Below are 13,504 nucleotides of genomic sequence, written 5' to 3'. Positions count from 1 at the left end.
GTGTTCATCAAACACCTGTCCTCTAGTTATATTCTTTATAGCTCGAAGAACAATATCTCCACCCACTATTAGATAAGCAATTAAGAATGTTACCAATTCTAAAGTCCCGCTTAATGGAGCAAAGATACCCAATCCAAAAATAATGCCTCCTATAATTAACCTGCTAATCATTTTCTTTAGATCATTACTTCCATGTTCATGGGTATGCCCATGAGCATGTGAGTGCCCGTGGTCGTGATCATGATTATGATTATGATCATGGACATGTTCATGGGTATGTTCACCTGAGTGTGATTGAGCTTTTTTCTTCTGCCTTTTTTGTTTCTCTAAAAGTTTAACATGGGGTTCTAGACGAGTAATTGTTTTTTCTGCTTTCGTTAATATCTCTACCTCTTGCTCTTTATCGTATTGCAAAGATATAGTCTGGGTTGCAAAATTAACATTACATTCTTTAACCCCGTTTATAGAAGAAACACCTCTCTCAATCTTCATGGCACAATTTGCACAATCTAAACCTTCTAAGGTAAATTCCCTTTTTAATTGATGTTTTCCTTCTCCCATAGATGTACCCCTCCTATATAGATATACCCCAATTTCCGAATTGTAAATATATGAACAGATATACATATAATCATATATAAATTATATGTACACAATTGCATTTGTGTCAATATCAATTTATATTTTATCCTTAGATGAAGATGGGGAAGGAAAAATCCCCATCCTTCAAATTGAATAACACATTCCTTTATGGAATTGTTAATGTTGGGCATGATCTATCATTTGATTTAAAACACTCATAACATGTTCATCATCACATGAATAAATAATGGTCGTTCCTTCTCTTCTATATTTTACAAGGCGAAGATTTTTCAAAAAACTTAATTGATGTGAAACTGTAGATTGCAGCATTTGTAACTTTTCAGCAATTTCGTTTACTGAGTGTGGTTTATCTGAAAGTAGATGTAATATCTTAATCCTTGTTGGTTCAGAAAGAGCCTTGAAAGTTTGAGAAACGATAAAAAGAGTTTCTTCATCTAATTTATTATTATAGTAATCCGTTGTAGAACCATTATAATCTTTATCTTCACCTAAATGTTCCATAAATTCTTACTCCTTGGTAATAATTTCTTACTATTATAGCATATTTTTTCAAACACCCTTCTTTAGATGCTCTAAATGTTATTAACCAACTATAGTATAGATTAACTCCCTTTAGTAACAATTATAATTACATTAAAACTAAATTATATTCACATTAAAAAGGCGGAGTATATAATTAACAGCAAAATTAAAAATTAAAAATTAAAAAAATTGTACCAAATTTTTCAAACTATAACTCAAAAACTCTAGAGTTACATGGTAAATGAAATCTTTGAATGTATATTTTAATACCTAACAGAAAAAAATAACGTCTGTAGTGAATTTTAAAAATGGAGGTATGAATTATGAGTCACTTTACTGATCATCATCACTCAGGGGAAACTGTAAAAGAATCTGGCCAGTATATAGATGCAGGCGGAGCAAAACAGGAACTAATTCAAGGAGATACTTTTCCGAATTGCCCCAATACAGGAAAGGAAACAACTTGGACACATGCTAGTCACACTCATCAAACAGGAGATACTGTTATGGAGTCTGGACATTATATAGATGCGGATGGCGAACATGTGGTGCTACAGCAAGGAGACAAGTTTCCATCATGTCCTAAAACTGGTCAATCAGTTACTTGGACACATGAACAATAATTATATTTGTTCAATAAAGTAAAAGATAATTATTTTTTAATTAAAACACAAAAGGCATGGTATTAACCATGCCTTTTGTATTTTTATCATTATTGATCTAAAAGTTGTTAAATTTTATAAAATGGAACGGGTTAGAGTAAAGTAGTACTCTTTTTTAATAATATCCCCATATTAAAGCGAGCAGTGTTCCGAAAACAGTTACAATCGCAATAAATAGACCATAATATATACTAGTGTATATGACTTTTTTGTCTTTTGATTCACCTGCATGCATGAAAATTACTAGTTGTACCAAAGCCTGAATAAAAGCTGTTATTAACAGTATGGTAGAACCCATAGCAAATGAAAGGTCAAAAAAATAAACAGTCAATGCTATGGCGGTAAGTATTAAAGAAGAGAGAAAGCCCATAACATGTTTTTTAGGAAATAATTCACTCATATTTACATCATCCCTTTCAAGAATACAAAACTATAAAGGAATATCCAGACAACATCTATAAAGTGCCAGTAAAGAGAGAAAATAAATGCTTTATTGGCTGTCCTTTCATTTATCCCATCTCTTTTTATTTGTAGTATGATTAATGTACCCCATAAAATACCGAACGCTACGTGAGCTCCATGCGTTCCTAAAAGAGTGAATAGGATTGCAGTAAAGCCACTAGTTTGTAAAGTTGCTCCCTCATGAATGTAGACAACAAAATCGTAAATTTCCACTCCTAAAAATGCTAAACCAAGTACAAGAGTTGCCGCAAAAAATGCAAGCATAGCTTTTTGTTTCTTCAGTCTCATCGCATTTATAGCTAATCCTATTGTAAAACTACTTCCTAATAACAATATTGTCTCAATAACAACAGGTGTAATTTCAAATATTTCTGCACCAGTTGGCCCGCTTCCTGTCCGATCTACAAGTGTAAAATACGAGGCAAAAAGCGTTCCAAATAGTGCTATTTCTGCACCAAGGAATATCCAAAAACCAAGAATGTTTAAGCGATTTTGTTGGGTACTATATTCAAGAGGCAATGAATTATCAATCTTCATTATTTTGGACCTCCCAACGAGTCTTCAATTTTTTCTACTGTTTCCTTAGAGATATACCTTCCATTGTCTTTTTCAGTGGAACGCAATGCTAAACAAATAAATATAGCTACTGTTGCTAGGATTAAAAGTATCCAAAGTGCGAATACAAATGCAAAGCCCCAAATAAAAAATAGGAATCCAAAAATAAATGGCATGCCACTATTATTTGGCATGTGAATCTTTTCAATATTACCTCTAAATAGTTTGTATCCCTTTTTCTTGGAATCCCAGAAGGCCTCGGTTGAATCAACTGTCGGAGTGATTGCAAAATTATACTCTGGTACAGGTGATTTAGTTGCCCACTCTAACGAGCGAGCGTCCCATGGATCTGACGAAATATTTCTTGGTGAATTTTTGTAACTGTATAAAATATTGTAAACTATTAAAACAAATCCTACTAAAAGACCTAGAGCTCCTATAAAGGAAATCATATTCCAGATACCGAAACCAGTTGACTCAGAGTAAGTGTACATTCTTCTAGCTTGTCCATCTAAACCTGATATGAACATTGGGAAAAAGGCTACACAAACACTTATCGAAATAAACCAGAACGCCCATTTTCCAATTCTCTCGTTTAGCATGTATCCAAACATCTTTGGCCACCAATAAGTAAGACCAGCAAGCATTGCGAATACAACCCCAGGAATTATAACTAAGTGAAAGTGAGCTACTAAAAACATGGTATTGTGGTATTGATAGTCAGCACTGGCCATTCCAAGCATTACTCCTGTTACCCCACCAATTGTGAAAATAGGAATAAATCCTAAAGAATAAAGCATAGGAACTGTAAATTCAATTTTCCCTTTTCTAAGCGTAAACAGCCAGTTAAATATTTTGATACCGGTTGGTACAGCAATAGCCATAGTTGTGATAGAGAAAATACTATTAACCAAAGCGCCTTGTCCCATAGTGAAGAAGTGATGAACCCAAACTAAAAAGGACAGAACAGATATAGCCACTATGGAAATTACCATTGACTTATAACCATATAGATTTCTTCTTGCGAATGTTGGTATTATTTCACTGTATATTCCGAACGCTGGTAATATGAGGATATATACTTCAGGATGTCCCCAAACCCAGAATAGGTTTGCCCAAAGCATATCCATCCCACCATCAGTGGTTGTGAAGAAGTTAGTACCAAAAAGTCTATCCATTGTCCCCATAATTAACGCTATTGTTAAAATGGGAAAGGCAAAAACAATAATTAAGTTTGTAATCAATGCTGACCAAGTAAACATCGGCATTTTCATAAGAGTCATTCCTGGAGCTCTCATTTTTAGTATAGTAGTAACAAAGTTAATACCTGTTATCAATGTACCAATCCCAGAAATTTGTAAAGCAATCATGTAATAATTGGTACCTACTGACTTACTAAAATCTGTACCCGCTAGTGGAAAATAAGAAGACCATCCTGCATCTGGAGACCCCCCTACAACGAAAGATATGTTAAATAACATAGCTCCAAAGAAATATAACCAGAAACTAACGGCATTGAGCCTAGGAAAGGCTACATCTCTTGCGCCAATTTGTAATGGTACAACAAAGTTCATAAGTGCCATTATAAAAGCCATCGCCATAAATATAATCATAACTACACCGTGTGTAGTAAATACTTCATTATATTCCTGAGCATTCAATAAATTATTATCAGGAACAGCTGTTTGTGCCCGCATCATAATGGCATCTGCTCCACCACGGAAGAGCATTAGTAATGCGGAGATTAAATACATAATCCCTATTCTTTTATGGTCTACAGTTGTAAGCCACTCTCTCCATAGATATCCCCATTTCTTTGTATACGTAATAAATACTAGGATGCCTATCATGGTAAGGACTATAGCAACCATTGAAGCATAGATTGTTGGCCCAGGATTGGGAACAGCAAACCTATCAAAAAAATCCATGTAATAGTACTCCTTTCAAGAAAAAATAATTTTATTTGAAGAATATATAATTAATGGTCCATTCCTTCCATATCCATATCCTCCATGTCCATATCTTTTGTATTTTCTGTGTCTTCGTTTTTCTCTTCGCTAGTAGATTTTTTCATATCATGAGGTGGTGGTGAAAAGCCTAAATGAGTACCATTGAAAGTCAACTGACCTAAGTGTCCAGGATTTAAAAGCTCCTCAAATTTATCTTCTGTTAGCGTGTCAGCAGTATCCTTTACTTCTGATATCCACTTTTCATATTCTTCCTTTGACATTGCTTGAACATTAAAGGTTTGTTGAGCAAATCCTTCACCAGTAAAATTTGCGTTACGTCCCATATATTCTCCAGGAACATCGGCTGCTAAATTTAATGTGTTTAGCATATCTGCCATTGCGTACTTTTGCCCACCTAGCTGCGGTATCCAAAAGCTTGATATCGGGCCATAAGAATATAACTTAAACTGAATCGGGCGATCTGTAGGAATGAACAAATAATTAACGGTTTCTATATTTTCTTCTGGATAACTAAAATGCCACTTCCAGTTGGAAGATGAAGCGTAAATTACTAACGGCTCTTCCTTGTATCCTTTAGGTACATTTTCTACCTCATAGGTTGACTTAATGGTTATAAAAGATAGGAATGCCACTATCAGAATGGGAATAGCAGTCCATATAATTTCTAATTTAATACTTCCCTCGATATGAGGTGGTTCATAGTCCTTGGATTGTTTAGAAGCTTTATATTTCCAAAGCATATAAAAATATAAAGACAAAACTACTATAACTACGATTGCCATTGTCCAAATGGAAATTTTAATGACATCTGCAGTTATTCGACCTTGCGGTCCCTTTGGATCTAAAACCATTAAGGGCTCACATGCCGTTAAAACAACAAGACTAAGTAAGGTTGCAAAATATAAGATTTTTTTTAATTTCATATTTATTTTCCTTTCCTTGTAAAATTAAAGTTGATTTCTCCTTTCTGAATAATGCATACATGAACATTTAAGCATATTTAAATAAAAACATATGCGCAATTATTCATTTTAGTGTTAACTATACCTTTTAAGTTAGATTACACTACTCTCATAATGTTAACACAATAAAAATCATAGGAATGTGACAAAATATTGAAGGAAATTTATTCCATAACAGTTTGGTTATTACTATAATTTTTTGTTTCTATACTCTATAATTATATATGTTCATGTAAGCATGTTTAGATAAAGCTTATAATTACTTGAAACATTTTTTAATATTAATATTTCTTAAATTAGGTGGTGTAAAAATGAGGGTCTCCTCTATAAAAGAAACAAGAGTAGAGATAAGTTTTTTATTTTTCTATCTCTTATCAGTTTTCTTTCTTTGGATAAAAACGTATCTGGTCCAGTTCACTCAGTTTGACTTAGGAATTTCCAACTTAATGCAGCAATTTTTATTACTATTAAATCCACTCGGTTCAGCATTATTCTTTTTAGGTATTTCAATGTTATTTAAAGCTAAAAAGAAGTACTTAATCTTAATTTCCATGTATCTATTTTTATCTTTGTTACTCTTTGTAAATGTTCTCTATTACCGATTTTTCAACGATTTTATTACTTTGCCCACATTAACCCAAACTCAAAATTTTGGAGATGTAAGTGGTAGTATATTATCATTATTAAAACCTTATGATGTTCTGTTTTTTCTAGATTTATTAATTCTTATTCTTTTCCTAGTCTTTCGGTTAGTTAAAATAGATATGAAAGAACCTAGAAGAAGAACTAAACTAGGTATTTTTACAGTTACTATGATTTTTTCTATTTTAAACCTCGTTTTAGCTGAAGTTGACAGACCACAATTGTTAACAAGGGGATTCGATCGAAATTACATTGTAAAATATCTGGGGTTATATAACTACACTATTTATGATGGCATACAGAGTTCAAAAGCATCTGCCCAAAGGGTCATGGCATCAAGTGATGAAATGACGGAAGTAATAAATTATACTAAATCAAATTATGCAAAACCTAATCCAGAATATTATGGTATTGGCAAAGGCATGAATGTAATTTACTTTCATTTAGAATCGATTCAAAACTTTGTTATTAACTACAAATTAAATGGAGAAGAAGTTACTCCATTTTTAAACTCATTAACGAAGGAAAAAAATACTTTATATTTTAAAAATTTTTTCCATCAAACTGCACAAGGAAAAACATCTGATGCAGAATTCATGGTAGAAAATTCTCTATATGGCTTACCTAGTGGTTCAGCCTTTACCATGAAAAGTGGGAACACCTACCAAGCAGCACCGGGTATTCTAGGGCAGAAAGGCTATACTTCAGCAGTATTCCACGGAAATGCAGGCAGTTTTTGGAACAGGAATGAGATGTATAAATCATTAGGTTATAACAACTTTTTTGATGAAAGCTATTATAGTGGCATTAACGAGGAACAGATGACTGATTATGGAATTATGGACAAGCCCTTTTTTAATAAATCCATTCCATTGCTTAATTCTTTGAAACAACCTTTCTACGCAAAATTTATATCTGTTTCTAATCACTATCCTTATTCCATAAATCAAGAAGAAACTACTATCCAAGCAAATAATACAGGTGATAAGTCAGTAGATGATTATTTTCAAACTGCCCGCTATGCAGATGAAGCACTTGAAAATTTCTTTGATTACCTAAAGGATTCTGGTCTATACCATAATTCCATTATAATTATGTACGGGGATCATTACGGTATCTCCCAAAACCATAACTCAGCAATGGAAAAGGTTATAGGGAAAAAAATAACTCCATTTGAATCAGCTGGCTTGCAGCGTGTACCACTATTTATCCGTGTACCTGGACAAGAAGGTGGAATTAAAGAAGAGTACGGGGGTCAGATAGATTTATTGCCTACTCTTCTACACCTTCTTGGTATGGATACAAAAGAGTATATTCAATTTGGTTCAGACTTACTGTCAGAAGAACATAATCAACTTGTACCTTTTAGAAACGGTGAATTTGTTAGCCCAACCATTTCCTCAGTTGATGACAATTTTTATAACTCGGAGACAGGAGAGTTATTAGAAGCTGATAAAATTGAAGAAGCCATTGAAACTCAAAAAAAGGTTGCTAACATCCTATCCCTTTCAGACCAAGTGGTTAATGGTGATTTATTAAGATTTTATACACCTAAGAACTTTACCCCTATCGATCCTTCTCAATACATTTATAAAAAATTTGAGAACGATGAGTAATTAATAAAGAAACCTGATAGTCCACTGGGATTATCAGGTTTCTTTATATTTTTTATTTATTTTAATAGCAACCTTTTTAACAAGATTGCTCTAAAAGTCGATTAATGGTAACAATTAATTTCTCATCGTCATGCCTATAAAAGTTCTCTGTACCTTTTTTGCACTCGATATAATTTATATTTTTCAAGTAGTTTATCTGGTTAGAAACCATTGAGTTAGACATTTTAAGTCGATCGGAAATTTGGTTAACCGTTAAGTCCTTTTTGTAAATTAAAGATAAGATTTTTATTCTTGTTGGATTGGTTAACACCTTGCATAGTTGAGAAACTCCTTTTATATTCTCATCCGATAACAAAGAGAGAACTTCTTTCCTCATCACTTCCCCCACCTTCTTTTCCTATACATAAATATATTCTTACATGAACAGATATGCATATATAAAGGATATCTGAAAAACATTTTCTTTGTCAATTAATTTATTTTTTATTGAGGACTCTACCCACTTTATCTTATACAAGTAAAGTCCATCCTCTTCCCTTAAACAACTTTTCTATTTTATTTTTGCAACTATATATTCTGCATCGTATCCAACTCCTTGAAGTAAAGCAGAACCACGTCTATGCTGCCACGGTAAACCTATAAAATATAGACCTTTAATATTGGTAACGCCTCGTTGATGAATTAGTTTTCCATCCTTATTGTATAAATCATCTATGTTCAGCCAAGGTAATGAATTTGTAAAACCAGTAGCCCAAATAATATTGTTAACTTCTAGTGATGATAAATCTTTAAATATTACTTTATCGCGATTTATAACCATTACTCTTTCTTTTAATTTCACCTTATTTCGTTTAATGGCATCTCTCAGTTCGAATCCAAATATAGGATCACCCTTTTTTTGGATGAACCCTCCCAATAAAGAATTCTTACTTGCACTTAAAATTCCCAATTTATCAAACCACCAGAAAATGCTTTTTTGTTTAAAAATTAATGGCAAGAATACTAATTTATTACTATGTGCCAAGTATGTTTCTTTTTCTTCGGATAGTTCAACTGCTATTTGAGCACCGCTATTTCCACCGCCTACAACTAAGACATTCCCATCCTTTAACTGCTGTGGATTTTTATACTGAGAAGAATGCACTTGATAAATCTCATTAGATAAATCACTGGAGAATGACGGTATCATAGGTGTTTGAAAGGGACCTGTGGCAATAACTAGATTACGTGTCGTGTACGTATCTCTATTTGTACATACTACAAATTCCTCTTCTTGTTTTGTTATACTTGTTACTACTGTTTGAAATTTAATAGGTAGTTCAAACTTTTTAACATATTGTTTCAAATAAGAAGCTACCTCATCTTTTGTAGGGAACCCATGCTTATCTCCTTCCATTGCAAAACCAGGTAGAGAACTATATATTCTAGGAGTAAATAAAATCAAGGAATCATATCTGGACTTCCAACTCTCCCCTATTTCTTTTCCTTTATCTAAAATAAGAAAATTCATACCCGTTTCTTTTAAATAATAACCCATGGAAATACCAGCCTGGCCCGCTCCAATAACTAGTGTGTCCAACATTGTATTTATCCCCCTTAATATATAACAAGAGACTAACTATATAAAGTCAAGCAGTAAATAGACAAAGTTAATCGTTTTTTAAGATAGAAATGTAAGCATGACAAAGAAGCCTTATAATGGCCTCGTTTAAAAAATAGGGGTTATTATATGGCTTCTTTATATGGTTCTTCTTTTCGAAGTATATGAAAGATAACCCTTATTAGTTTCTTAGCTATATGACTAATCACCACATTATAATGTTTTCCCTCTGCTTGCTTCTTTTTATAATATCTCTTAAATGTTGGGGAATAGATGGCAACCAATCGCGCGGCGTGATACATGGCCCACCGCAAATAGGGAGAGCCGCGTTTAACCATCTTTCCCTTCCCTTTCCCTTCACCAGATTCATAAATGGATGGCTCCATTCCCGCAAAAGCCAATAACTGACTAGGGGTCTTAAAGTTGTGTATATCTCCTATTTCTGCTAGGATAATACTACCGAGTCGATAAGATATTCCGGGAATGGTTACGATTGGCGAATCGAGTATATCCATTATTTCCTGAATACGTTTATCGACTTTTTTTATTTGTTTTTCATACAAATATAGCTGTTCGATCGTCTGAATTAATTCTAATTCTGCCACCTCAGATTGGTATCCAATGCTTTCGCTTGCTAATTGTTGTAGTTTTGAGGCTGACAATTGGCTATTATTTGCACCTAAAAGGGAAGAAAGTGTCTTTAAATGAGCTGCGGCTATTTTCTTTGGACTTGGATATTTTTTTAATATGTTTATCATATAAGCGGAATGTCTCACTTGCCCATATGTCGCCAACTCGGGAAAGCCTTTTTCTAATATCCGTGTATATTGGGTTTTCAGAAAAGATTGATGTTTTCCAAGTCTTCGCCTGTGCCGGGTTAATTCTTTCAGCTCCATAGAAGTTTGGTTTTGTTTTTTTTCTCTTTTTTCCCAATCCACCATTAGCTTTTTGGCAATCATTAAAGCATCAATCTTATCGGTTTTGGTTTTTCTCAAGGTATGTACCTTAGAAAATTCTTTGATTAAGATAGGATTATAACAATAAGTTAGATACCTATTCTTTCTTAAAAATTGTAGAAGAGGAAGAGAATAGTGGCCTGTATCTTCCAGTGCTACTTGGCATTCTTGCGCTGTTTCTGTTTGAATATGGCTAAGAATTTCATGGAGTTTTTGAAATCCTAAATAATTATTCTGTATGACCAAGTTGTCGCGATAGATTTCCCCTCCATCATCAAGAATGGCTATCTGATGTTTCTGTTTAGCTACATCAATCCCCACATAAATCATGAATAATTCCTTCTTTCTAAAATATATTACGCTGTGCTTTCAAGCCACGCACTCCTTGTTCTGTATCCTTGTACGAAATCAAACGTCTAGCGTTATCTAACTAATTAACAGATAAACAAAGAGCTGTGGTTAGAGTCTCTATAAAACCAGTTACTAAAAAAAGTACTGTAGGCTGAGTTACTAATCCACAGCGTTGCTTTTAGTATAAAAAACTATACTAAAAAAAGCACTAGAGGTAGCGAACCTCATGTGCTTAATATACAAGGCTGGGACATAACTAGCCTCTAAAAAAGAGAAAAGTGAATTTGAGGTACTCAAATTCACTTTTCTCTTTTTTTTCGTGTTAATTCTTCTATTATCTTAGTTAATGGCAGTGAATTTTCTTAAATTCACTGCCATTAATGCGAGGCCCATTTCGTTTTCCACCTTCGATTTTCCTCGTACAGAAAATCGAGTGAAACGCAAATTAGCCTTCAAGAATCCAAAAACTGGTTCCACATCGGTTTTGCGTTTTCGATAGATGGCACTCGTTTTCTCTTCTGAAAGCTTCGCTCTCACATATTCTTTTTGCTGTTCCCATTTTTTGTTCACCATTAGTTTTCGATTGTTTCCTTCTTTTGCCTTGGTACATGATGAACGGAATGGGCATCCTGAACAGTCTTCGCACTCGTAGATTTTGAAACTCCTTTGGAAACCTGTAGCGTCGGTTCGGACAGAATGATATTGAAATTCTAAACGTTTCTGATTAGGGCACGTATATGTATCGGTTTCTTGATCATATACCCAGTTATCAGGATTAAATGTATTTTGTTTGTACTTTTTCTTTTGTTCCTTCAAAAACATGTTATATGTTATCAGTGCTTCTCGGTTTCTGTTTGAGAGAATATCACTAAAGTTTTGTTCACTACCATAACCTGCATCTGCAACAATATGTTTCGGTAACTCGAAATAATGTTGCTCTATCTCATCTAAAAATGGAATTAACGTACGTGTATCTGTTGGGTTTGGAAATAAACTATAAGCAAGCGCATATTGACCTTCCGTTGCGATTTGTACATTGTAACCAGCTTTCAATTGCCCGTTTTTCATATAATCATCTTTCATTCGCATAAATGTCGCATCTAGATCTGTTTTAGAATAGCTATTACGTGGTCCAAAGATTGTAAAATCCTGTTGGTACTTCCGTTTTCTCAAGACAAAATCAATCAACTGTTTACGCACTTGTTTCGGGTATTTTCGTTCACTTCGTAAGGCTTTTCGTTCAGTAACGTCTGAAGATTCTTCAATTTGTTTATCATATTCGGTCACTACTTCGTCTACTTTTTGAACCATTTGAGTGAGCTCTCCAAATGATAGCTGTTCATCACTTTCCCGTTCAATTTGGGGTATGATTTCGTTCTCAAGCAACTCATTGTACAACTGGTTTGACTTATCAATTAAACTCTGATGAAATTTCTCAATCGCTTTCTTCCAGACAAACGTAAATTTATTCGCATTCGCTTCAATCTTTGTACCATCGATAAATATCGCTTCTTGATCGATCAGTTTTTCTTCGATCAATTGGCAGCGAAATTGGATGAAACATTGACGAATTAAATCTTTTACTTCTGGTTGAACGCGAAATCGGTTAATTGTACGATAGCTTGGTTCATACCCTTGAGCTAACCACATCATACGGATACTGTCTTTTAATAGGGCCTCCATTTTACGCCCTGAAAAGACAGATTGAGTGTAGGCACATAGAATAATTTTAAGCATCATGCGTGGATGATAGGCAGGACAACCTTCATTTCGAAGAAATGGTTCAAACGCTTCTTGAGGGATACTTTCCACTAAATGATGGACATGGAAGGCAATATCATTATTTTGTAATTTTACTTCTAAATCTAAAGGTAAAACGATTTGATTCATGGTATAATCTTTAAACATAAGGATCCTTCTTTCTGATTAGATTTTGTTGTGGTGACTTTATTTTATCAGAAGTGATCCTTATTTTTCTTCAAAAAAGTAAATCAAAGCCTGTGAAATTTTACTATGAGTAAAATTTCACAGGCTTTTTCATTTCAGAGGAGGGTTATGTCCCAGCCTCTTCTTTTCTAATTAATGATGATGATGATCATGGGCTGGTTCACCTTTTGCTTCACAAAGGATTGAATTTTCATGGTTATGTGCTAAAGTTTCCATTTGGATGGTTACATGAGTAATCCCCTTGTGTTCAAGTGCATGTTCTATTTTCCGAAGAATATTTTCACCTTCGGCGATAGTTAATTGCTTATCAACGACAGCATGGCAAGACATTGCATTCAAACCACTTGTGATGGACCATATGTGTAGGTCGTGAATAGAGTGTATTCCTGGTGTTTTACTAACTGTGGTAATAATGTCCTCTACGTCTACATTTGAAGGAGTTCCTTCCATAAGAACGTGAATAGCATCTTTGGTTACATAGTAACCACTTCTTAAAATAAGAGCAGCTACTAATACACTTGCCAATGGATCTGCCCAACCCCATCCAAAAAACATGATAAGCAATGCAGCTATTATGGCACCAACTGAACCAAGCATATCACTAATAACATGTAAAAAGGCACCACGCATATTTAAATTGTTTTCTGTATCTCCAA

Annotated in this window: 13 protein-coding genes; 2 read left to right on the top strand and 11 right to left on the bottom strand. The window is 33.9% G+C overall.

From position 1 onward, the window contains the following. Both ACYQ1I_RS01055 and ACYQ1I_RS01050 read right to left on the bottom strand, forming a co-directional pair. Positions 1-561, bottom strand: a 561-nt coding sequence (locus ACYQ1I_RS01055) for a heavy-metal-associated domain-containing protein (RefSeq protein ID WP_459761717.1), incomplete at its 3' end; no start/stop codon positions are given. Between the two features lie 198 nt (positions 562-759). Next, entirely contained in the window at positions 760-1,104 is a 345-nt protein-coding gene (locus tag ACYQ1I_RS01050; RefSeq protein ID WP_016205113.1) for an ArsR/SmtB family transcription factor, read from the bottom strand. A gap of 344 nt (positions 1,105-1,448) precedes the next feature. Here ACYQ1I_RS01050 and ACYQ1I_RS01045 point away from each other — a divergent pair, with 344 nt between their 5' ends. Then, positions 1,449-1,748, top strand: a complete 300-nt coding sequence (locus ACYQ1I_RS01045) for a hypothetical protein (protein ID WP_016205114.1) — start codon at positions 1,449-1,451, stop codon at positions 1,746-1,748. A 154-nt stretch (positions 1,749-1,902) separates the two neighbouring features. Here ACYQ1I_RS01045 and qoxD read toward each other — a convergent pair whose 3' ends face one another. From qoxD to qoxA, 4 genes are read right to left on the bottom strand one after another with little or no spacing between them, the layout of a single operon-like run. After that, positions 1,903-2,187: a cytochrome aa3 quinol oxidase subunit IV gene (gene qoxD, locus ACYQ1I_RS01040; RefSeq protein WP_016205115.1), complete on the bottom strand. Its 285-nt coding sequence runs from the start codon at positions 2,185-2,187 to the stop codon at positions 1,903-1,905. Between the two features lie 2 nt (positions 2,188-2,189). After that, complete coding sequence (qoxC, locus tag ACYQ1I_RS01035; protein ID WP_016205116.1) at positions 2,190-2,786, bottom strand: cytochrome aa3 quinol oxidase subunit III; 597 nt, start codon at positions 2,784-2,786, stop codon at positions 2,190-2,192. Next, positions 2,786-4,732, bottom strand: a complete 1,947-nt coding sequence (gene qoxB, locus ACYQ1I_RS01030; protein ID WP_016205117.1) for a cytochrome aa3 quinol oxidase subunit I — start codon at positions 4,730-4,732, stop codon at positions 2,786-2,788. Before qoxB ends, qoxC begins: the two co-directional genes overlap by 1 nt. Before the next feature lie 50 nt (positions 4,733-4,782). Further along, positions 4,783-5,697 carry a cytochrome aa3 quinol oxidase subunit II gene (gene qoxA / locus ACYQ1I_RS01025; RefSeq protein WP_152112368.1) on the bottom strand — a complete coding sequence of 305 codons (915 nt, stop codon included), beginning with the start codon at positions 5,695-5,697 and terminating at the stop codon, positions 4,783-4,785. Between the two features lie 350 nt (positions 5,698-6,047). Here qoxA and ltaS point away from each other — a divergent pair, with 350 nt between their 5' ends. Next, entirely contained in the window at positions 6,048-7,994 is a 1,947-nt protein-coding gene (ltaS, locus tag ACYQ1I_RS01020; protein ID WP_016205119.1) for a lipoteichoic acid synthase, read from the top strand. Between the two features lie 76 nt (positions 7,995-8,070). Here the strand turns inward: ltaS and ACYQ1I_RS01015 are convergent, their stop codons facing one another. From ACYQ1I_RS01015 to ACYQ1I_RS00995, 5 genes are all read right to left on the bottom strand, one after another. Beyond that, positions 8,071-8,370, bottom strand: coding sequence for an ArsR/SmtB family transcription factor (locus tag ACYQ1I_RS01015; protein ID WP_016205120.1), 300 nt, complete (start codon positions 8,368-8,370; stop codon positions 8,071-8,073). A 174-nt stretch (positions 8,371-8,544) separates the two neighbouring features. Beyond that, on the bottom strand, positions 8,545-9,576 hold the full coding sequence (locus ACYQ1I_RS01010; RefSeq protein WP_016205121.1) for a flavin-containing monooxygenase: 1,032 nt from the start codon (positions 9,574-9,576) through the stop codon (positions 8,545-8,547). A gap of 143 nt (positions 9,577-9,719) precedes the next feature. Further along, positions 9,720-10,880, bottom strand: a complete 1,161-nt coding sequence (locus ACYQ1I_RS01005; protein ID WP_459761716.1) for an IS110 family RNA-guided transposase — start codon at positions 10,878-10,880, stop codon at positions 9,720-9,722. Between the two features lie 360 nt (positions 10,881-11,240). Further along, positions 11,241-12,809 carry an IS1182 family transposase gene (locus ACYQ1I_RS01000; RefSeq protein WP_016205122.1) on the bottom strand — a complete coding sequence of 523 codons (1,569 nt, stop codon included), beginning with the start codon at positions 12,807-12,809 and terminating at the stop codon, positions 11,241-11,243. 171 nt (positions 12,810-12,980) lie between these two features. After that, positions 12,981-13,504, bottom strand: a 524-nt coding sequence (locus tag ACYQ1I_RS00995; RefSeq protein WP_459761715.1) for a cation diffusion facilitator family transporter, incomplete at its 5' end; no start/stop codon positions are given.

Source organism: Alkaliphilus crotonatoxidans, from assembly GCF_054658015.1.
The sequence above is the reverse complement of the archived record's forward strand: the minus strand, read 5'-3'. Positions and strand labels throughout refer to the sequence as shown.

What these genes read in the sequence shown, in the direction of transcription:
- ACYQ1I_RS01050 (WP_016205113.1), bottom strand. Translation starts at nt 1,104, where the DNA reads ATGGAACATTTAGGTGAAGATAAAGATTATAATGGTTCTACAACGGAT.
- ACYQ1I_RS01045 (WP_016205114.1), top strand. Translation starts at nt 1,449, where the DNA reads ATGAGTCACTTTACTGATCATCATCACTCAGGGGAAACTGTAAAAGAA.
- qoxD (WP_016205115.1), bottom strand. Translation starts at nt 2,187, where the DNA reads ATGAGTGAATTATTTCCTAAAAAACATGTTATGGGCTTTCTCTCTTCT.
- qoxC (WP_016205116.1), bottom strand. Translation starts at nt 2,786, where the DNA reads ATGAAGATTGATAATTCATTGCCTCTTGAATATAGTACCCAACAAAAT.
- qoxB (WP_016205117.1), bottom strand. Translation starts at nt 4,732, where the DNA reads ATGGATTTTTTTGATAGGTTTGCTGTTCCCAATCCTGGGCCAACAATC.
- qoxA (WP_152112368.1), bottom strand. Translation starts at nt 5,697, where the DNA reads ATGAAATTAAAAAAAATCTTATATTTTGCAACCTTACTTAGTCTTGTT.
- ltaS (WP_016205119.1), top strand. Translation starts at nt 6,048, where the DNA reads ATGAGGGTCTCCTCTATAAAAGAAACAAGAGTAGAGATAAGTTTTTTA.
- ACYQ1I_RS01015 (WP_016205120.1), bottom strand. Translation starts at nt 8,370, where the DNA reads ATGAGGAAAGAAGTTCTCTCTTTGTTATCGGATGAGAATATAAAAGGA.
- ACYQ1I_RS01010 (WP_016205121.1), bottom strand. Translation starts at nt 9,576, where the DNA reads ATGTTGGACACACTAGTTATTGGAGCGGGCCAGGCTGGTATTTCCATG.
- ACYQ1I_RS01005 (WP_459761716.1), bottom strand. Translation starts at nt 10,880, where the DNA reads ATGATTTATGTGGGGATTGATGTAGCTAAACAGAAACATCAGATAGCC.
- ACYQ1I_RS01000 (WP_016205122.1), bottom strand. Translation starts at nt 12,809, where the DNA reads ATGTTTAAAGATTATACCATGAATCAAATCGTTTTACCTTTAGATTTA.